We start from the raw sequence: 19710 nt of genomic DNA on the forward strand, positions 1-19710 counted from the left end.
CGCGCGCCTGCGGTCGCTCAGAAGCGCCGGGTGATCAGCGCCCGCTTGACTTCCTGGATGGCCTTGGTGACCTCGATACCGCGCGGGCAGGCGTCCGTGCAGTTGAAGGTCGTCCGGCAGCGCCAGACGCCGTCCTTGTCGTTGAGGATCTCGAGCCGCTGCTCGCCGCCCTCGTCGCGCGAGTCGAAGATGAAGCGGTGCGCGTTGACGATCGCCGCCGGGCCGAAGTACTGGCCGTCGTTCCAGAACACCGGGCACGAGGACGTGCAGGCGGCGCACAGGATGCACTTGGTGGTGTCGTCGAAGCGCTCGCGGTCCTCGGCGGACTGGCGCCGCTCACGGGTCGGCTCGTTGCCGGTCGTGATCAGGAACGGCATCACATCGCGGTACGCCTGGAAGAAGGGCTCCATGTCGACGACAAGGTCCTTCAGCACGGTCAGCCCCTTGATGGCCTCGACCGTGATCGGCTTCTCCGGGTTGATGTCCTTGATCAGCGTCTTGCAGGCGAGGCGGTTGCGGCCGTTGATGCGCATGGCGTCCGAGCCGCAGATGCCGTGGGCGCAGGAACGGCGGAAGGTCAGCGACCCGTCCAGCTCCCACTTGATCTTGTGGAGGGCGTCCAGGACGCGCTCCTTGGGGTCGATCTCCAGCTGGAAGTCCTCCCAGCCGGCGTCCTCCGAGATCTCCGGGTTGAACCGGCGGATCCGGAAGGTGACCGTGATCAGGTGCGAAGCGCCGTCCTCGGCCGCGTCCAGCGCCGCGGAGTGCTTGTCGAGAGTCGGGGTGCTCATCAGTACTTACGCTCCATCGGCTGGTAGCGGGTCTGTACGACCGGCTTGTAGTCGAGGCGGATCGACTCGGTGCCGTCTGCGCCGACCTCGCGGTACGCCATGGTGTGCCGCATGAAGTTGACGTCGTCGCGGTTGGGGAAGTCCTCGCGGTAGTGACCGCCGCGGGACTCCTTGCGGGCCAGCGCGGACACCGCCATGACCTCGGCCAGGTCGAGCAGGTTGCCCAGCTCGACGGCCTCCAGCAGGTCGGTGTTGAACCGCTTGCCCTTGTCCTGGATGGACACGTTCAGGTAGCGCTCGCGCAGCTCGCCGATCTTCTCGACCGCGGTCTTGATCGTCTGCTCGGTGCGGAACACCATCACATTGGCGTCCATGCACTCCTGGAGCTCCCGGCGGATCTCGGTGACCCGCTCGCTGCCGGTGGAGTTGCGCAGCCGCTCGACCTGGTCGATGACCTGCTGCGCCGGGTTCTCGGGGAGCTCGACGAAGTCGGCGTCCGCGGAGTACTCGGCGGCGGCGATACCGGCCCGGCGCCCGAAGACATTGATGTCCAGGAGCGAGTTGGTGCCCAGGCGGTTGGCGCCGTGCACGGAGACACAGGCCACCTCGCCGGCCGCGTACAGGCCCGGCACGACGGTGGCGTTGTCCGCCAGGACCTCACCCTCGACGTTCGTCGGGATGCCGCCCATGGCGTAGTGCGCGGTCGGCTGGATCGGGATCGGGTCCGTGTAGGGCTCGATACCGAGGTAGGTACGCGCGAACTCGGTGATGTCCGGGAGCTTGGCGTCCAGCTGCTCCGGCGGCAGGTGCGTCAGGTCCAGGAAGACGTGGTCGCCCTCCGGCCCGCAGCCGCGGCCCTCGCGGATCTCCGTGTAGATGGAGCGCGAGACGACGTCACGGCTCGCGAGGTCCTTCATGACGGGCGCGTACTTCTCCATGAAGCGCTCGCCGTCCTTGTTGCGAAGGATGCCGCCCTCGCCGCGCGCACCCTCGGTCAGGAGGATGCCCATGCGCCAGATGCCCGTCGGGTGGAACTGGAAGAACTCCATGTCCTCCAGCGGCAGCCCGCGGCGCCAGGCCGCGGCCTGGCCGTCACCGGTCAGGGTGTGCGCGTTGGAGGTCACCTTGAAGAACTTGCCGGTGCCGCCGGACGCGAAGATGATCGACTTCGCCTGGAAGACGTGGATCTCGCCGGTGGCCAGCTCGTATGCGACGACACCCGCGGACTTCTTGACGCCGTCGACGTCCTGGAGCAGCAGGTCGAGCACGTAGAACTCGTTGAAGAACTCCACGCCCTCCTTGACGCAGTTCTGGTACAGCGTCTGGAGGATCATGTGGCCGGTGCGGTCCGAGGCGTAGCAGGACCGGCGGACCGGGGCCTCACCGTGGTTACGGGAGTGACCGCCGAAGCGGCGCTGGTCGATGGTGCCGTCCGGCGTGCGGTTGAACGGCAGGCCCATCTTCTCGAGGTCCAGGACCGAGTCGATGGCCTCCTTCGCCAGGATCTCGGCGGCGTCCTGGTCGACCAGGTAGTCGCCGCCCTTGATCGTGTCGAAGGTGTGCCACTCCCAGTTGTCTTCCTCGACGTTCGCGAGGGCGGCAGCCATACCGCCCTGGGCGGCGCCGGTGTGGGAGCGGGTCGGGTAGAGCTTCGTCAGGACCGCGGTGCGGCTGCGCTTGGTCGACTCGATGGCCGCACGCATGCCCGCGCCACCGGCGCCGACGATGACGGTGTCGTACTTGTGGATCTTCATGGTTCCAGTCAGCCCCGGCCTTAGGAGATGTTCGGGTCGAAGGTGAAGATCACCAGCGTGCCCAGAAGGACGGTGAACACCGTCGCGGTGTACAGCAGCATCTTCAGCCAGAAGCGGGTGTTGTCCCGCTGTGCGTAGTCGTTGATGACCGTACGCAGGCCGTTGGCGCCGTGCAGCATGGCGAGCCACAGCATCAGCAGATCCCAGACCTGCCAGAACGGCGAGGCCCAGCGGCCGGCCACGAACGCGAAGCCGATCTTGGAGACGCCGCCGTCCAGGACGAGCTGGATCAGCAGGTGGCCCAGGACCAGGACGACCAGCACGATGCCGGACAGCCGCATGAACAGCCAGGCCTGGAGCTCGAAGTTGCCCCGGGACGCGCGCCCGGTCTTCTTCGTGCGCTTGCGCGGCGCCTCGATGACCGGGGCCGGGTGGTCCACGTCATAGAGCGAGACGCCGTCGGACGCGCCCGCCGCGGTGGCACCTGCGGAGGTGGTTTCAGCAGACATCTCGCGTCAGCTCCCGAACAGCGTGCGCAGGGTGTGCTGCAGCACGGGGTAGAAGGCACCGGCCATCAGCACGACCCAGACACCGACGACGGTCCACAGCATCTGCTTCTGGTACTTCGGGCCCTTCGACCAGAAGTCCACGGCGATGACCCGCAGGCCGTTGAGCGCGTGGAAGAGGATGGCGGCCACCAGGCCGTACTCCATCACGTTGACGATCGGGGTCTTGTAAGTCGCAACGACGTTGTCGTACGCCTCGGGGGAGACGCGTACGAGAGCGGTGTCGAGGACGTGTACGAACAGGAAGAAGAAGATGAGGACGCCGGTGACTCGATGAGCCACCCAGGACCACATGCCTTCCCGGCCGCGGTACAGCGTTCCAGCCGGCACGGAAAAACCCTCCGGGAGCGGGGATTGGGGCCAGCCGGCTTCTCTGTCGGTCGGGCCCGGCCGGGTACGGTCCACCGGCCCTGGCCATCGTAGCGACGTGCTGTCGGTTCCTTGCGCCGGGGTCCTTAGGTGTGATCAAACAGGCACCAACGGGCTATCACACACGGATGAACCGGAAGTACCGGTGATAAGCGGCGATCCGGCGATCCGCTACGGCCCGGAGCTCATCAGCCGCGTCAGCCGGCCGCGGGCCAGCCGGCGGAGTTCCTCCGCGGCGACCGCCCGCTCCTCGTCCGGTTCGTTGCCCAGCCGGGTGCGGATGCCGGACAGCACCTGGTCGAGCAGCTCCTCGTCGCGGTAGCCGTCCAGGCAGATGACGAAGACATGGCGAAAGCGCCGCTCGTACTCGGCATGGGCGGCCCGCAGTGCGGTGTGGGCGGCGAGCGTGCCGGGCCCACGGGCACCGACCAGCGGCTGCGACGAGAGGGACTCCTCGGCGAGCGCCTCGTCCAGCTCGCCCGGCGTGAGGTCGTAACAGGCCTCGTCGGCGGCGGCGAGCAGCGATTCCGGATCCGGGTACGGACGGTGCGCGGCCACCCGCTCGGCCCAGCGACGGCTGCCGCAGCAGCTCAGCAGCACGGTCAGCGTGTCGTCCCGGGTGAGGGCGTTGAAGCGGCCGAGCCCGATGCTCGCGCGACGGGGGTGGGGCAGGGCGTCGCCGAGGGCTCGCGCGGATATGCCGCACCACGGGGGCTGCGGAGGGTGCAGCGTCGTCGGCCGGGCGGCCGGGGTGTCACCGGACAGCGTGGGCTCCTCGGACGGATGCGAATGGGTCGATTCGACGGGTGCGGGACGGGCGGCTGAAGGAAGCTGGGGGGAGCGGACCGGAACCGGGCCGCGTACGAAGCGGCGGCGGGTGTGATGGTGCGTGTCACACGCCACCCCGGTGGTACCCGGCGGCTCCAGGAGAGCCCTGTGAAGGGGGTGACCAATGGAACCGCCACGCTAACGACGCTTGTCGTCCGCTGCCCGAAGGATGCGCGAATTTCACCCGGATGAGAGAGCTTTCGTGCGTTCGGTGGACGACCGGCTCCGCACACCTGGCAATACCTTCGCCCCGAAAAGTGAGGATTGCACGATGTCGAATCCGATGCGGCCGCCGCGCGCCCCGCGGCCCTCGGCCTCCCTGCGCCTCCTGACGAGGCCGGGGACGCGCACGGGCCCGGCGGCCCGGTCCGCCCTCCCGGCCGCGGCCCTCGCCGGGGCCCTGCTGCTCGCCGGCTGCTCCGGCGCCGCGGACACCGAGCCGCCCGGGAGCACCAGCGCCAAGGTGAACCCCTCGGCCGACGCCACCCCGACGTGGGCGCCGGTGACCGGAACACCGCAGGTCATCCCCGCTGTCCGCGACTTCCGCCGGGCCGAGGGACGCGGCTGGCGCCCGTCCAAGGGGGCCCGTGTGGTCGTACCGGCCGGCGAGAAGAGCAATGTCGCCGACGAGGCCCAGCGGATGGCCAACGACCTCGGCCTCGGCATCGTCTACGGCGACCAGACCGTACGGCCCGGCGACATCGAGGTGAAGCTGACGGGCAAGAACAGCGACAACAACGTCCCCGTCCGGAACGCCGCCGACGAGGCCTACACCCTCACGGCCGACGGCACCAGGCTCACTCTCACGGCCCCCACCGACGCCGGAATCTTCTACGGCACCCGCACCGTCAAGCAGGCCGTACGCGCCGCCGGCGGACTTCCCGAGGGCACAATCCAGGACCGGCCCGACCGCCCGCAGCGCGGATTGTCGCTGGACAACGCCCGCAAGCCGTTCACCCAGAACTGGATCGAGGCGCGGCTGAGGGAGATCGCCGACCTCAAGCTCAACCAGTTCCAGCTGCACTTCTCCGACGACCAGGGCTTCCGCATCCAGAGCGACACCCACCCCGAGATCGTCTCCGCCGACCATCTGACCAAGGCCCAGATCCGCCAGATCATCGCGCTCGCGCGCACCCTGCACATCTCCGTCGTCCCGGAGCTGGACTCGCCCGGCCACCTGGGCGCCGTGCTGGACCACTATCCCGCTCTGCAGCTGCGCAACGTCCAGGGCCGGGTGATCCCCGGGGCGATCGACATCTCCAACCCCAAGTCCGCCCCGCTGATCGACTCGCTGCTGAAGGAAATGAGCGAGCTGTTCACCAACCCCAAGGGCGCCCCGGCGTACTGGCATCTGGGCGGCGACGAGTACCAGGCGCTGATGTCGTCCTCCCCCGCCACCAAGTACCCGCAGCTCGCAAAGGCCGCGCGGCAGAAGTACGGGTCCGGCGCCACCATCGAGGACCTGACGACCGGCTGGCTCAACGACCGGCAGAAGACCGTGGAGGCCAAGGGCAAGAACCGGGTCGAGGCCTGGAACGACGGATTCTTCGCCGGCGGGGTCGTGACCGCGGACAAGAACCGGATGGTCGACTACTGGACCGGCAAGGAAGCCGGCAAGCGCGACCCCGCGGAATTCCTGCGCGAGGGCCGCAACGTCATGAACTTCAACGACGAGTACCTCTACTACGTGCTCGGCGAGCCCAACCAGTTCGTCTATCCGACCGGCCAGCGGATCTACCAGAGCTGGACCCCGCGGGTGATCCGCGGTACCCAGCCCGTGGCGGTGCCCGCGAGCATGACGGGCCCGGACCGCATTCCCGGGGCGCGCTTCGCGATCTGGTGCGACCTGGCCCAGGCGCAGACGGCAGCGCAGGTGGCCGCCGGTATCCGGCTGCCGCTGGCGGCGCTGGCGCAGAAGACATGGGACCCGGGGACGCCCGCCCTGTCCTGGACGGACTTCAAGGCGCTGGCCGGCCGGGTGTGAGAGGGACCCGGGAGCCGGACCCGGTAAGAAACGGGTGAGCGAACGAGGACGGCCGGGGCCGCCACCCCCCACAGGAGAGGCCCCGGCCGTCGTTCGCGAAGGGCCTGTGACGGCCCCCTACCCGGTACAGCGCCAGACGGCGCGAAAGCGTCACACGGGGTGCGGGCGGGCGTACGGCCCGTGCTCTGGACGGAGGCCCGGACAGACCCGTAACGTGCGGATCCGCGCCGGTCGGCGCACTGTTCAGGCCGCCTGCCGCGGCGGGAGAAGCCGTCCTTCCCGGGAGTTCCAGATGGATCCGTGCGGGCACCTCGCCGAAGCGTCGGTCGCTCGGCGCCCCCCTTCTTCCGGCTCCGCCGCATCGGGCGGTGCCTCCCTCCCGGGTTCGGATCGTTTGCCCACACGGGATACGGTCTGCGGGAACATCCGGGTTACCGGCGGTTTCCGGCCGTCCGCGGCCGGCGGCTCGCGGTAGCCGGCCCGGCTCCGGCCGTGCGGAGGGGCGCTGCCCGCCCCAACGACGCCGGGAACGGAGAAGCGAGGCCGAAGGCGCGGCCGAGTGAAGCAGCAATGCAGCAAGGACCGGGCGGCGGACATTCCGCGTGCGACAGGATGGACCCGTGCGAGGGGACGACATTCAGCCGGACGACCGTCGGCTGACGGTGGCCGTGCAGGCGGCACAGGACGGTGACGAGGCGGCGTTCCGTACCGTCTACCGCGCCGTACATCCCAGGCTGTTGGGATATGTACGGACCTTGGTGGGCGAACCGGACGTGGAGGATGTCGCCTCCGAGGCCTGGCTCCAGATCACCCGCGACCTCGCACGCTTCAGCGGCGACGCCGACCGCTTCCGCGGCTGGGCCGCCCGTATCGCCCGCAACCGCGCCCTCGACCACATCAGGATGCGCGGCCGCCGCCCGGCGATCGGCGGCGACGAGAGCGAACTGGCCGACACCCCCGGCGCGTCCGACACCGCGGGCGAGGCGCTCGAAGCCCTGGGCACCGGCAGCACCATGCGGCTGATAGCCCGGCTGCCGCAGGACCAGGCCGAGGCCGTGGTGCTCCGGGTGGTGGTCGGGCTCGACGCCAAGAACGCCGCGCAGGTGCTCGGCAAGAGGCCCGGCGCGGTGCGCACCGCCGCACACCGCGGGCTGCGGCGGCTCGCCGAGCTGATCGGCGAGGAGCCGGGCGGCAGTCAGGACAGGAGTCGGAACAGCAGTGGGGCCGGCGGCGAAGGCGGCGCCGGCCAGGGTGGAGGAGCCCGCTCCGGGCCGCCCGTACAGGGCTCGCACGGAGGTGGCGGAACGGTGAGCGGGGTGCCCGTACAGGGCAGAAGGCGTCGCGACGGCGCGGCGGAATCGTACGTACCAGGTGTGACGGAAACGGCCGCACGGACGCAGAGGGACATGTGATGGCCGACGACCGGTACGACTGGCTCGACAAGGACACCGCGGAGCAACTGCTGCGCGGTGAACAGGTCAGTGCCCGGCACGGCGACGGCGCACGCGAACTCGAACAGCTCCTGGAAGCCGCCGCCGCGGTCGCCGCCAGGACGCCCGAAACCGTCGAGCTGCCCGGCGAAGAGGCGGCCGTCGCCGCATTCCGCCAGGCCGTCCGCCACGGCTCCGGCGCCCGCAACCGCACCGCCGGCGCACCGGCCCCGGGCGGGCGCACCGCACACACCGCGGACCTCGCCGAACGCACCCGGCTCGGCCGCCCCGTCCGGCGCGGCTTCGCCGTCGCCCTCGCCGCCTGCGCCATCGGCGGCGTCGCCGTCGCGGCCGGTACCGGCGTCCTGCCCACCCCGTTCCGGGGCGGCGACCCCGCACCGGCCTCCAGTGTCTCCGCCGTCGAAACCCCCGGACCGTTCCGCACCGGCGAGCCCGGCGCCCAGACCGACGGCACCACGGCGCAGACCCCTGACGCCACCCCCGACCCGAAGAGCTCCGAATCCCCCGAGAGCCCCGGACCCGGCAGCAGCCCCGGCGCCAGTAAGAACCCCGGCCGCGGCACCCCGAGCGGCGGAACGGGACGCGGCAGCGACAAGCCCGGCGGCAGCGACGGCAAAGAGACCGGGCCCGGCCGCGGGGACACGAAGAACTTTCTGCTCGCCCTGTGCCAGAACTACGAGTCCGGCAAGCGGGACGCCATGGACCGCGACACGCTGCGGCGCCTCGAACGCAAGGCCGGCGGACCGGAGAAGGTGCACGTCTTCTGCCGCGCCTACCTGGCGCGGTACCAGAACGGCGGCGGCTCGGGCAGCGATGACGGCTTCGGCGGCGGCAGCGGCCAGAGCGGCGGCGGCTCCGGCGGTGACGAGGACGACGAAAGCCACCCGCCCCGGCCACCCGGCGCGAGTCCGGGCACCGGCACGTCCACCCCGGCCCCCGGCTCCTCGGCAACCGCTCCGGACCCCGGAGATGCCCCACCGAGTGGAACCGCTGACGGCCCGGTGTGACGTTTTTTGAAGCCGTGACGCAGTAATGAGTGAGCCGACTGGTCATCGGCTGCGCGACGAGCCGGGGTTCCCCCCGTACCTACGGCTCAGCGCAACTGGCGCGGGCGGGGCACGTTCCCCCGGCCCTGCCCGCGCCCCCTTCTTGCGCCCCTCTTTGCGCCTAAGCCGGCGCCGCTCTCGCGGATGTGGTTGCTCCGGGTGGGGGTTGCTCAATTTTCGCTTCGGTCAGAGATATGCGGTTGGGCTCTTGGGGACGTGCTGCTGATGTGCCGTCTCTGTGGCTAGTGGTAGACGACCACCTTGGTTCCCCTCTTCACGGTGTGGAAGAGGGCGGCGATCTTGCTCTTGTCGCGGACGTTGACGCAGCCGTGGGAGGCGCCGCTGTAGCCGCGGGCGGCGAAGTCCGCGGAGTAGTGGACGGCCTGGCCGCCGCTGAAGAACATCGCGTACGGCATGGCCGTGTGGTAGATCGTCGAGACGTGGTGGCGGCTCTTGAAGGTGAGGGCGAAGGTGCCCTCGCGGGTGGGGGTGTACTGCGAGCCGAAGCGGACATCCATCGCCGAGACGATCTCGCCGTCGACCCTCCAGGTGAGGGTGTTGCTCCGCTTGCTGATGCAGATCACCCTGCCCCGCATACAGCGCGGGTCGGGGACGCCGACCGGCCTCGTCGTGGGCGGGTGGAGCTCCTGGTGCGACGGACGGCGGGTCTGGGACCGCAGTGCCCGCCAGGCCGTGGGCTGTACGGCGCCCGTACGGGGCAGGCCCTGTCGTTTCTGGAAGGCGCGGACCGAGGCGGCGGTCATCGAGGCGTAGTGGCCCGTCGGGGCGCGGTCGAAAAGGCCCAGCTGGGCCAGTCGCGCCTGGAGTTCGCGGACCTGCGCACCGCGTGAGCCGGCCGCCATGAGCGGCCTGGCGGCCGGTGGTGCGTGGTGGGCGGTGCGGTGGGGGTGCGACGGGGTGGTGTGCTTGGCCGGGGCGGGTGGTGCCTGATGGCCGAGGGGTGGGGGAGCGGGAGTGGTGGGGGCGTAGCGGATGCCCCTGCTGTCCGGTGAGGCGGTCCCGGTGACCTGCACCGGGCGGCAGCCCACCGCGAGTGCGGCCACCACCAGTACCGCGGCCATCGCAGGCGCTGTACGTCTTCCACTGCTCCGCTGCATGCGCAACCCCCGGATCTCGGCGGCCCGACCGGCCCTCGGTGACTCTTCCCAGCGCTGCGGGGCGGCGAACCTGCGGGCATGCTGTGAGCAAGGCGGATACCCGGTGCCGGTCACCCAGTGGGAGGCGTACACCCATGGCGCACGAGTCGGGCAGTGTGCGGTACAACGAGAGCGGCCTGCCCATCGATCCTGTGTACGGGCCACAGGCGCTGGACGGCTGGGACCCGGAGCGCAGCCTCGGCGCCCCCGGCAGCTACCCCTTCACCCGGGGCGTGTACCCGTCGATGTACACCGGGCGGCCCTGGACGATGCGGCAGTACGCCGGCTTCGGCACCGCGCGCGAGTCCAACGCCCGCTACCGGCAGCTGATCGCCCACGGCACCACGGGCCTGTCGGTCGCCTTCGATCTGCCGACGCAGATGGGCCACGACTCGGATACCCCGATCGCCTCGGGCGAGGTCGGCAAGGTCGGGGTGGCCATCGACTCCGTCGAGGACATGCGGGTGCTGTTCGGCGGTATCCCGCTGGACAGGGTGTCGACGTCGATGACGATCAACGCGCCCGCCGCGCTGCTGCTGCTCCTCTACCAACTGGTGGGGGAGGAGGAAGGGGTGGCGGCCGGTCAGCTGAACGGGACCGTCCAGAACGATGTGCTCAAGGAGTACATCGCGCGGGGGACGTACATCTTCCCGCCGCAGCCGTCGCTGCGGCTGACCGCGGACATCTTCCAGTACTGCCGGGCCGAGATCCCCCGGTGGAACACCATCTCCATCTCCGGCTACCACATGGCGGAGGCGGGTGCCTCGCCCGCGCAGGAGACCGCCTTCACGCTCGCCAACGGCATCGCCTATGTGCGTACCGCTGTTGCCGCCGGGATGGACGTCGACGACTTCGCGCCGCGGCTGTCCTTCTTCTTCGTCGCGCGGACGACGCTGCTCGAAGAGGTCGCCAAGTTCCGGGCCGCGCGCAGGATCTGGGCCCGGGTGATGCGGGAGGAGTTCGGCGCGCAGAATCCCAAGTCGCTGATGCTGCGGTTCCACACCCAGACGGCGGGGGTGCAGCTCACCGCCCAGCAGCCGGAGGTGAACCTCGCCCGGGTCACCCTCCAGGGGCTCGCCGCCGTGCTCGGCGGCACCCAGTCGCTGCACACCAATTCCTTCGACGAGGCCATCGCCCTGCCCACGGACAAGTCGGCCCGCCTGGCGCTGCGTACCCAGCAGGTGCTCGCGTACGAGACCGATGTGACCGCCACCGTCGATCCGTTCGCCGGTTCCTACGCCGTCGAGTCGATGACGGACGAGGCCGAGGAGGCGGCCGTGGCGCTGATGCGGCGGGTCGAGGACATGGGCGGTGCGGTGGCCGCCATCGAGCGGGGCTTCCAGAAGGAGGAGATCGAGCGCAACGCCTACCGCCTCGCCCAGGAGACGGACGCCGGTGAACGGGTCGTGGTCGGCGTCAACCGCTTCCAGCTGGACGAGGAGGAGCCCTACGAGCCGCTGCGGGTCGATCCCGCGATCGAGGCCCAGCAGATCGAGCGGCTGGGCGTGCTCCGGGACCGCCGTAATGCCCGTGCGGTGTCGGCCGCTCTCGGCGATCTGCGCAAGGCCGCCGAGGGCACGGACAACGTCCTCCACCCCATGCGCGAGGCCTTGCGGGCGCGGGCGACGGTGGGCGAGGTGTGCGATGCGCTGCGGGAGGTCTGGGGGACGTATGTGCCGACGGATGCGTTCTGAGGGTGGTCGGGCACGACAGGGTGCCAAGTCAGCGCGCACTGCACTCCACAGAGCCGTGCCGAGGCAGCGGCACGGCTTTGCCTCGGGAACGCGTTGGGTTGGTGACTCGCGCACAGCCCGCCCGGAGGCGGCAGGTCAGGGAGCGAGGAGGCGGCTGGTGAAGCCGTCGTGGACGAGCGATTCGTATGCGACCCACACGTCCTTCGGGACGATCTGCTCGACGGCGAACCCGAGGCGGGGATACTCGACCACCCGCTGCAGGTCGCCGACGAGCTGGTGGACGACAAGTTCTTCGTCGCCGATCGTCTTCAGATAGTCATCGAACTCCAGGGGCGCCGAGGCGCAGATCACCTCGACCTCGGGCCACACCTTGCGGGCAGTGGCATAGGCGCGTCGCTCCATATATGGCATGGAGACCAGCAACACAGTCTTCGGCATGATCCCGGCGGCAACCAGGACCTCGCGGGAGAGGGTGATGTTCTGCCCGGTGTTCCTCGCGCCGGGCTCCAGCAGAACCGCGTCCGCCGGCACTCCGAGGGCGATCGCATGCTCGCGGAAGTGCACTGCTTCGCCGCGGGGGAAGCGTTCGGGGGCGGTGGGGTTGGAGCCGCCGGAGAACACCAGAGTGGGGAACAGGCCGGCTCGGTACAGCTCGGCACAGAAAGCCGGGACACCAAGGTCGTGACTGCCCAGGCCGATGGCGGCGTCGGTGGGCCGCACCTCGTGGTGCATCTGGTGGTAGTCCCAGATCAGCTCGGCCTGCTGTCGCTGGCCTTTGGTGATGGCCCGCTCGTTGTCCGTCACTCGCGTCTCTCCCTGGTCACCGCCGGGGGCCGGAGGCCCCCTCGCTCGTCATCCGGATGCCCTCGATGCTGCGGAACTGGTGACTCAGACCGAACTTGGCGGCCAGCTTCGCGGCGTCGTCGAGCACATGCAGCCCATCATCCCGGGTGGCAGGGTCGGACAGCAGGATGTGACCGTGGGCGGTGTCCAGCCGGACCTGCTGCATTGGTGAGTCGGTCGTTCCGGTGCTACGGGCGATGTCGATGAAGTGCAGGGCCTGGGTGATGTCACCAACGCCGCGGTGGGCGAGGGCGAGCTTTTGGTGGGCGACGGACCAGTCGTCGGGCTCGGTCAGGTTCTCGAACTCCCGCGTCGCGGCGAGCATGACCCGGGCGGCGTAGTCGTTGTTGCCGCCCTTGCTCAGCGCGGTGCCCACCCACAGCTGGGCTCTGGCCCGGTCGCGGCGGGAGAGCCTGTCGTCGACGGCCAGGGTCTCGTAATGGCGGGCGGCTGTCTCCAGCTTGCCGGACATCTCGGCGACCACGGCGAGGGACAGGTCGAGCTGGGCGATGCGGCGAGGAATGTCGAGCTGGGTGAACAGCGAGCGGGCACCGGCATAGGAGTGCTGGGCCGACAGCGGGCCGAGGACGGCTCCTTGGTCTCGTTGGAGATCACCCATCAGCGCTGTTGAGCGGGCGACCAAGTACCTGCCTTTGTCGTCCAGCTCGGCCGGATCGAAGCGTGTCAGCCACCGGTTCAGCAGGTTGTCGGCGAAGGTGAAGTTCTGGCGGGAGAGGGCGACGACGGTCCGGTCCAGGTCGTCGGTCCACGTTTCGTATTCCCAGGCTCTCGGGCCGCTGCTGGTGATGCGGCTGCCGCTGCACTGGCCGTGCCGGCCGGCCTCGGACAGGAATGTCTCGAAGCGCAGATGCACGGCGGTGTCCGAGCGGGCCAAGGCGGTATCCAGGATGGCCTGGGTGTCCTGCCGTGGTGCCGTTGTGGCCAGCAGCTTCTCCCACTTGGAGATGGTGCGGACGCCGACGCCCAGGTGCTGGGCGAACGCGCGGACGCTCAGCCGGAGTGCGAGACGTAATGCCCGGGCTTCCAGGCCGGTCCAGTGGTGCACGGTCGCCACGCGTCGCTCCCTTCCGTCCGTCATCCAAGCACGGTGCGTGGCGGCAGGGGACACAAGTGCAACGGAAGTACAACAGAGGGTCATTGGCCGCTGAAGCAGACCGGGCCAGGATTCAAGTGCTGTCACATCCCGAGCACTTGGACGGACATCGATGGAACCCCTCACCGAGCATCGCCGGGTCAGCGGGCCGGTCGTTTTCGGCTTTCTGCGGCTGGTGCAGGTCTCTGCCGCCCGGCAGGAGGCCCTGATGGCGTCGCTGACCGAGTACTGCCGCAGCCACGAGCTGGTGCTGTCCGGTTTGTTCACCGAACGCTCTGCCACGAACGGTTCGGGGGCGTTCACCGGTCTGCTGGAGGTGCTTGCTCTGCCGGAAACCTATGGCGTCGTTGCACCGGCTGCCTCCCATTTGGGTACGAAGGCGATAGCCGGTGAACGGCAGAAACAGATCGAGGCGGCCGGGTCACGGCTGCTGCTGGTGCGCGGACCCCGCAGCCCTCGCCCGTCCGGTCACGGGCCGACCAGCCCGCCCTCCGCAGCCCTTCGCCGCCGAAGCCCGGGGTCGGCCCTTGCCCTGGACACAGAGATCACGTGAGGCCCGCCATGGTGGATGCGACACAGAAGTTCTTCGAAGCAAAGCCCGAATCGATCAGCCTGGCCCGCGACTTCGCCGCCATGGCTCTGAAGGCATGGGGGCTGGACGCACCAACCGACGATGTCCGGCTGTGTGTCTCCGAACTGGCCTCCAACGCCATCCTCCACGGCACGAAGCGTGGCCACGGCTTCCTGGTGCGGTTGGACGCTGACGAAGACTTCGTACGCCTGGAAGTGCACGACAGCCACGACCGTCGCGGCGGCTGCGAACCGCAGCCGGCAATTCAGCACCCGGCGGACACCGACACCACCGGGCGGGGCCTGAGCATCGTCGACATACTCGCCGATGGCTGGGGTGTCGAGGACCGAGAGCCGCTGGGCAAGATCGTCTGGTCGCGCTTCAAGGCCGGGTTCCCCGGCAGCCAGGACCACCTGGGCTGACCGGCACTCCTTCTCAAGGTCCGGGCCCTGGACTCCTGGTCTCGCTGGGCGCCTGGATGTTCCTGATCCTCGGCCCGCCCCACCGCCCCACCGCCGCACACCGTCGGCGCCGTCCCCGTCAACGCTCACCTGGTCGCCGATGACCTGCTGCTGTCGGCTTCGCCCGCACTGCCTGACAGCCCCCGCGGCTCCGAGCTGAAGAACGAGAGGTCAATGCTATGGAATCCTTCGAACGCGCCCGGCTGGACGCCTATTTCACGAAGATCGCCGCCCGGTTCGCCCCCGATGAGCAAGCTGCTTCCCTCCTCGTCACCCATCTGCTGCCCGAGCGGCCGGGCTTCATCCGCGCAGTCGCCGCGATGAGCCGTCTCAAAGCCGTGCTGCCCAAGCCCAAATCCGTCGACGCAGCCGCCCGACGCGAGGTCGAGCGGACCCTCCCCGTCGACGCGCTCTCCCGCGAACTGTTCACCGACGCCGACACCGCGCTCGACTACATCGAATCCCGGGCCGCCGGGGAGACGTTCGTCCTGCTGGATGTCGGCGGCTATTTCGCGCCCACCCTCACTGACATCTCGGGCTGCTACTCCGGCCGCCTCGCCGGGGTGATCGAGGACACCGAGAACGGACATCGCCGCTACGACGAACTCGACAAACTGCCCTGCCCAGTCATCTCCGTCGCCCGGTCCCCGCTCAAGGACCCCGAGGACTTCCTCGTCGGCCAGTCCGTCGTTTTTTCCACCGAGGCCGTCATGCGCGCACGAGGAGATATCCTCCACGGCCGCCCGGCCCTGGTGATCGGCTTCGGCAAACTCGGCTCATCCATCGCCCGCCTCTTACACGCCAAGGGCGTCCAGGTCACCGTCTTCGACATCGACCCCGTGCGCCGCACCCAGGCCCTGTCCCAGGGCTTCGCCGTTGCCCGCGACCGCGAGACCGCCCTGACCGGCGCCGGCCTGGTGCTCTGCGCGACCGGCGCCGTCTCGCTGCAGGGGGAGGACTTCCCCCACCTCCGCAACGGCGCCTACGTCGCCACTGTCACCTCCAGCGAGGATGAACTGGAGTTGGGCGGACTGCCGAATGTCTATACCCGCACGATGGTCGGCGATCACGTCACCCGCTACCAGACCACCGGCCACTACTTCTATCTGGCGAACGGCGGCAACGCCGTCAACTTCCTGCACGGCGCCAGCGTTGGACCGTTCATCTTCCTGGTCCAGGCCGAGATCCTGGCCGCGATCAGGATGCTCACCCGCGGAGATCTCGCCCCCGGCATGCACGAGGTTCCCGCGGCCGACCGCGCCGCGATCGCGGCAATCTGGCTCTCCTACTTCAACAGGTGATCACCATGGCCATCACGGCAGCCCACATCCGCACCACGTTGCACTCCTACCTTGAGGAGCACCCCGAGGAGAAGCCCGGCCTGGCCATCGCCCTCGAACTCCTGGACGCCGGATCCGACCTTGCCTCCCGCAAGGAGTTCCGTGGTCACGCGACCGCGGGCGCGATCCTCGTCGGGCCAGACGGACGCGTCCTGCACATCCACCACCTCGCCACCGGCAAGTGGCTCCTCCCCGGCGGCCACCTCGAATCCACCGACACCAACCTCATGGAAGCCGCCAGGCGCGAGCTCGCGGAAGAGACCGGCATCCTTGCCGAGGCCATCACCCCAGCGAGCAACATTCCTGTCCACATCGACATCCACCCGATCGACGCCAACGACGCCAAGGCCGAGCCGGACCACCAGCACGTCGACTTCCGGTTCCTCTTCCGCACGGGAGTCGAAGTCGGCCGGCTCCAGAGCGAAGAGGTCATCGACGCCGCCTGGCGCGACCTCGACAGCATCAGCGACGTACGCCTGCGATGCCGGATCGCCCAGGTTCTTCGCTGACACCGGCCGGCAGTCCCCCCGGCACTCCGGAAGCGGCCCCGGCCCGCGTCGCTTCCGGAGTCCCGTGCGTGCGCGCGGTGCGGGGGCGGGAGCTTGTGCCCCGGTGGTCAGGCTGCGTCAGACTGTGGGTATGTCGTCACCCCGCCGCGCGTGCCCCGTCTGTACCCGAGAGATCGCCGTTGTCGGCGGCCGCTTCGCCCGTCATGACCCGCCTGGCCGGCGGACGGTGCTGGAGCTGATCTCCTGCCCGGGGTCGCGCCGGATCGCGCCGATGATGGCGCCCGCGGAGAAGCTGTTCGACCCGGAGGAGCCGCCGATCCCGGGGCAGCAGCCGCTGTTCTGATCCGGTTGCCGGTTGCCGGTTGCCCTGACGGTGCGCGGACGTCCCGCCGACTACGGTGCCAGCACGTCCAGTTCGGCCATCGCGCCCGCCGTGATCTCACGGGTCAGGGACTCCGCCCGTGCCGCGTCGCCGGTGCGTACCGCCTCGGCGACCTGCACATGGAGGGTGACCGCGGCCGGGTCGGGGTCGGTGAACATCACATGGTGCTGGGTGCGGCCGGTCAGGACGGCGGCGACCACATCGCCGAGCCGGGCGAACATCTCGTTGCCGGAGGCGGTCAGCACGACGCGGTGGAAGGCCGTGTCGTGGACGAGATAGGCGTCGAGCTGCTGGCCGCGTGAGGTGGCGACCATCCCCATGGCCTGTTCGGTGAGTTCGGCGCACTGCGCGGGGGTGGCGTGCTGGGCGGCGAGGCCCGCGGCGACCGGTTCGATCGCGGAGCGCAGGACGGTCAGCGAGCGCAGCTGCCGGGGGCGGTCCCGGCCGGCCAGCCGCCAGCCGATCACCCGCGGATCGTAGACGTTCCACTCCTCGGTGGGCCGGACGGTCACCCCCACCCGGCGCCGGGAAGCGACCAGCTGCATGGATTCCAGTACCCGGATCGCCTCGCGGATGACCGTGCGGGAGACGTCGAAGCGCTGCTCCAGCTCGTCCGTGCGCAGGACCGTGCCCGGAGGGTAGTCGCCCGCGGTGATCGCGGGCCCCAGGGACTCCAGTACACGGGCGTGCAGTCCCTTCCCCTCGTTTTCCATGGGGCAAGCCTACGTTCCCGCACTCCGGCCAATTAAGTATGACGTTTGCATCACAGACTCTTGAATACGTCGTACCTAATGGGTTTCAGTGGGGGCCGCACGAGGTCGATGAAGACAGCGAGGTACCACGGGATGAGCACCCCCGACGTGATCGTCGTGATGGGCGTGGCCGGCACCGGCAAGACCACGATCGGCCCGATGGCGGCCGACAGGCTGGGCGTTCCGTACGCCGAGGGTGACGACTTCCATCCGCCGGCCAACATCGCCAAGATGTCGGCGGGCATCCCGCTGGACGACGACGACCGCGGCCCCTGGCTGGACGCCATAGGGGCCTGGGCGCACGAGCGCGCCGGGCACGGCGGCGGTGTGGTCAGCAGCTCCGCGCTCAAGCGCGCCTACCGCGACCGGCTCCGGGCGGCCGCTCCCCGCATCGTCTTCCTGCACCTCACCGGCGACCGCTCGCTGATCGAGGAGCGGATGGCCGAGCGTAAGGGCCACTTCATGCCGACCGCGCTGCTGGACTCCCAGTTCGCCACGCTCGAACCGCTCGGACCCGACGAGGCCGGTGTCGCCGTGGATGTGTCCGGCACCCCGGAGGAGATCGCCGAGCGCGCGGTGACCGCACTGCGCGCGATGGACCCGCCGGGCGCATAACCCCGTACCCCCGCACCCGTACCGCAGCACCCCCTTCCCCCTCCGTCCAACCAAGGGAATCGCCGTGACTCATCTCAGCGTCGAGATGCTCGCAGCGGACGCGGTCGAGCCGATAACCTCGGCCGGCCACGCACAGCTGGGCATCGCCGTCCTGGCCGGCATAGCCGTCATCGTCCTGCTCATCACCAAGTTCAAGCTGCATGCCTTTCTGTCGCTGATCATCGGTTCGCTGGTGCTCGGCGCGGTGGCCGGCGCACCGCTCGACAAGGTCATCACCAGCTTCTCGGCGGGCCTGGGCACGACGGTCGCGGGCACGGGCGTGCTGATCGCGCTCGGTGCCGTCCTCGGGCGGCTGCTCGCCGACTCCGGCGGTGCGGACCAGATCGTCGACACGATCCTGGCGAAGGCGAGCCGGAAGGCGATGCCCTGGGCGATGGTGCTGATCGCCGGGATTGTGGGGCTGCCGATCTTCTTCGAGGTCGGCATCGTGCTGCTGATCCCCGTGGTGCTGCTGGTCGCCAAGCGCGGCAACTTCTCGCTGATGCGCATCGGCATCCCGGCGCTGGCCGGACTGTCCGTCATGCACGGGCTGATCCCCCCGCACCCCGGGCCGCTCGTGGCGATCGACGCCGTCGGTGCGAACCTCGGAGTCACCCTCGCGCTCGGTGTGGTCGTCGCCATCCCGACCGCGATCATCGCCGGGCCGGTCTTCTCCCGTTACGCGGCCCGCTGGGTGGACATCCGCCCGCCGGAGAACATGGTGCCCGAGCGCGCCACCGACGACCTGGAGAAGCGGCCCGGCTTCGGGATCACCGTGGCCACCGTGCTGCTGCCGGTGGTGATGATGCTGGCCAAGGCGCTGGTGGACATCGTCGTCGACAATCCCGAACACACCGTCCAGCGGGTCTTCGACGTGATCGGCTCGCCGCTGATCGCGCTGCTCACCGCCGTCCTCGTCGCGATGTTCACGCTGGGCCGGGCGGCGGGCTTCACCCGCGGCCGGATCGCCACCACCGTCGAGAAGTCGCTCGCCCCGATCGCCGGTGTGGTGCTGATCGTCGGCGCGGGCGGCGGCTTCAAGCAGACGCTGGTGGACGCCGGCGTCGGCCAGATGATCCTGGATGTCTCCAAGGGCTGGAACATCTCCGCGCTGCTGCTCGCCTGGCTGATCGCGGTCGCCATCCGGCTCGCGACCGGCTCCGCGACGGTGGCCACCATCTCCGCCGCCGGACTGGTCGCCCCGCTCGCCGCGGAGCTGAGCACCACTCATGCCGCACTGCTGGTGCTGGCCATCGGCTGCGGGTCGCTGTTCTTCAGCCATGTCAACGACGCCGGATTCTGGCTGGTCAAGGAGTACTTCGGGATGAACGTCGGCCAGACGCTGAAGACCTGGTCGGTGATGGAGACGCTGATCTCGGTCGTCGGGATCGGGTGCGTGCTGCTGCTCTCCCTGGTCCTCTAGGTGTACTGACCGGAGACGTTG

20 protein-coding genes are annotated in these 19710 nt (G+C 69.7%); 11 read left to right on the top strand and 9 right to left on the bottom strand.

Going from position 1 to position 19710, the window contains the following annotated elements:
- Window positions 1-17: 17 nt before the first annotated feature.
- From IF67_RS0101015 to IF67_RS0101035, 5 genes are all read right to left on the bottom strand, one after another.
- On the bottom strand, window positions 18-791 hold the full coding sequence (locus IF67_RS0101015) for a succinate dehydrogenase iron-sulfur subunit (RefSeq protein WP_030981266.1): 774 nt from the start codon (window positions 789-791) through the stop codon (window positions 18-20).
- Window positions 791-2545: a succinate dehydrogenase flavoprotein subunit gene (sdhA, locus tag IF67_RS0101020; RefSeq protein WP_030981267.1), complete on the bottom strand. Its 1755-nt coding sequence runs from the start codon at window positions 2543-2545 to the stop codon at window positions 791-793. The genes IF67_RS0101015 and sdhA overlap by 1 nt, the downstream gene beginning before the upstream one ends.
- A gap of 20 nt (window positions 2546-2565) precedes the next feature.
- Window positions 2566-3054, bottom strand: a complete 489-nt coding sequence (locus tag IF67_RS0101025; protein ID WP_030086987.1) for a succinate dehydrogenase hydrophobic membrane anchor subunit — start codon at window positions 3052-3054, stop codon at window positions 2566-2568.
- A 6-nt stretch (window positions 3055-3060) separates the two neighbouring features.
- Window positions 3061-3441 (bottom strand): succinate dehydrogenase, cytochrome b556 subunit, encoded by a 381-nt coding sequence (sdhC, locus tag IF67_RS0101030; protein ID WP_030066793.1) that lies wholly within the window; start codon window positions 3439-3441, stop codon window positions 3061-3063.
- Between the two features lie 210 nt (window positions 3442-3651).
- Window positions 3652-4383, bottom strand: coding sequence for a 2-oxo-4-hydroxy-4-carboxy-5-ureidoimidazoline decarboxylase (locus tag IF67_RS0101035; protein WP_420708579.1), 732 nt, complete (start codon window positions 4381-4383; stop codon window positions 3652-3654).
- 196 nt (window positions 4384-4579) lie between these two features.
- Here IF67_RS0101035 and IF67_RS0101040 point away from each other — a divergent pair, with 196 nt between their 5' ends.
- From IF67_RS0101040 to IF67_RS0101050, 3 genes are all read left to right on the top strand, one after another.
- Window positions 4580-6292 carry a beta-N-acetylhexosaminidase gene (locus tag IF67_RS0101040; protein WP_030981269.1) on the top strand — a complete coding sequence of 571 codons (1713 nt, stop codon included), beginning with the start codon at window positions 4580-4582 and terminating at the stop codon, window positions 6290-6292.
- Window positions 6293-6912: 620 nt separating this feature from the next.
- Window positions 6913-7704 (top strand): RNA polymerase sigma factor, encoded by a 792-nt coding sequence (locus IF67_RS0101045; protein WP_030981270.1) that lies wholly within the window; start codon window positions 6913-6915, stop codon window positions 7702-7704.
- Window positions 7704-8750: a hypothetical protein gene (locus tag IF67_RS0101050; RefSeq protein WP_037838581.1), complete on the top strand. Its 1047-nt coding sequence runs from the start codon at window positions 7704-7706 to the stop codon at window positions 8748-8750. The genes IF67_RS0101045 and IF67_RS0101050 overlap by 1 nt, the downstream gene beginning before the upstream one ends.
- Window positions 8751-9031: 281 nt before the next feature.
- Here IF67_RS0101050 and IF67_RS0101055 read toward each other — a convergent pair whose 3' ends face one another.
- Entirely contained in the window at window positions 9032-9871 is an 840-nt protein-coding gene (locus IF67_RS0101055; protein WP_030981272.1) for a L,D-transpeptidase family protein, read from the bottom strand.
- Between the two features lie 170 nt (window positions 9872-10041).
- Between IF67_RS0101055 and IF67_RS0101060 the strand changes: the two genes are divergently transcribed.
- Window positions 10042-11640: an acyl-CoA mutase large subunit family protein gene (locus IF67_RS0101060; RefSeq protein ID WP_030981273.1), complete on the top strand. Its 1599-nt coding sequence runs from the start codon at window positions 10042-10044 to the stop codon at window positions 11638-11640.
- 135 nt (window positions 11641-11775) lie between these two features.
- Here the strand turns inward: IF67_RS0101060 and IF67_RS0101065 are convergent, their stop codons facing one another.
- Both IF67_RS0101065 and IF67_RS0101070 read right to left on the bottom strand, forming a co-directional pair.
- A complete protein-coding gene (locus tag IF67_RS0101065; RefSeq protein WP_030981274.1) occupies window positions 11776-12444 on the bottom strand; it encodes a YdcF family protein in 669 nt (222 codons plus the stop codon).
- 16 nt (window positions 12445-12460) lie between these two features.
- Complete coding sequence (locus tag IF67_RS0101070; protein ID WP_030981275.1) at window positions 12461-13558, bottom strand: hypothetical protein; 1098 nt, start codon at window positions 13556-13558, stop codon at window positions 12461-12463.
- Window positions 13559-13709: 151 nt separating this feature from the next.
- Between IF67_RS0101070 and IF67_RS0101075 the strand changes: the two genes are divergently transcribed.
- From IF67_RS0101075 to IF67_RS41025, 5 genes are all read left to right on the top strand, one after another.
- Window positions 13710-14150, top strand: coding sequence for a hypothetical protein (locus tag IF67_RS0101075; RefSeq protein ID WP_030981276.1), 441 nt, complete (start codon window positions 13710-13712; stop codon window positions 14148-14150).
- A gap of 8 nt (window positions 14151-14158) precedes the next feature.
- On the top strand, window positions 14159-14590 hold the full coding sequence (locus IF67_RS0101080; protein ID WP_030981277.1) for an ATP-binding protein: 432 nt from the start codon (window positions 14159-14161) through the stop codon (window positions 14588-14590).
- A 218-nt stretch (window positions 14591-14808) separates the two neighbouring features.
- Window positions 14809-15930 (top strand): NAD-binding protein, encoded by a 1122-nt coding sequence (locus tag IF67_RS0101085; protein WP_030981278.1) that lies wholly within the window; start codon window positions 14809-14811, stop codon window positions 15928-15930.
- A gap of 5 nt (window positions 15931-15935) precedes the next feature.
- Window positions 15936-16478 (top strand): NUDIX hydrolase, encoded by a 543-nt coding sequence (locus IF67_RS0101090; RefSeq protein ID WP_030981279.1) that lies wholly within the window; start codon window positions 15936-15938, stop codon window positions 16476-16478.
- 130 nt (window positions 16479-16608) lie between these two features.
- A complete protein-coding gene (locus IF67_RS41025) occupies window positions 16609-16821 on the top strand; it encodes a hypothetical protein (RefSeq protein WP_030981280.1) in 213 nt (70 codons plus the stop codon).
- Between the two features lie 50 nt (window positions 16822-16871).
- Here IF67_RS41025 and IF67_RS0101100 read toward each other — a convergent pair whose 3' ends face one another.
- Window positions 16872-17573: a FadR/GntR family transcriptional regulator gene (locus IF67_RS0101100; RefSeq protein WP_030981281.1), complete on the bottom strand. Its 702-nt coding sequence runs from the start codon at window positions 17571-17573 to the stop codon at window positions 16872-16874.
- 132 nt (window positions 17574-17705) lie between these two features.
- Between IF67_RS0101100 and IF67_RS0101105 the strand changes: the two genes are divergently transcribed.
- Together IF67_RS0101105 and IF67_RS0101110 are read left to right on the top strand one after the other, a co-directional pair.
- The gene (locus tag IF67_RS0101105) at window positions 17706-18227 is read left to right on the top strand and encodes a gluconokinase (RefSeq protein WP_030981282.1); all 522 of its coding nucleotides are present in this window, start codon (window positions 17706-17708) and stop codon (window positions 18225-18227) included.
- Between the two features lie 64 nt (window positions 18228-18291).
- On the top strand, window positions 18292-19689 hold the full coding sequence (locus tag IF67_RS0101110; protein ID WP_030981283.1) for a gluconate:H+ symporter: 1398 nt from the start codon (window positions 18292-18294) through the stop codon (window positions 19687-19689).
- Window positions 19690-19710: the final 21 nt, after the last annotated feature.

Origin of the sequence: Streptomyces sp. NRRL S-1813 (assembly GCF_000719605.1) — a bacterium.
Classification (GTDB): Bacteria; Actinomycetota; Actinomycetes; order Streptomycetales; family Streptomycetaceae; genus Streptomyces; species Streptomyces decoyicus.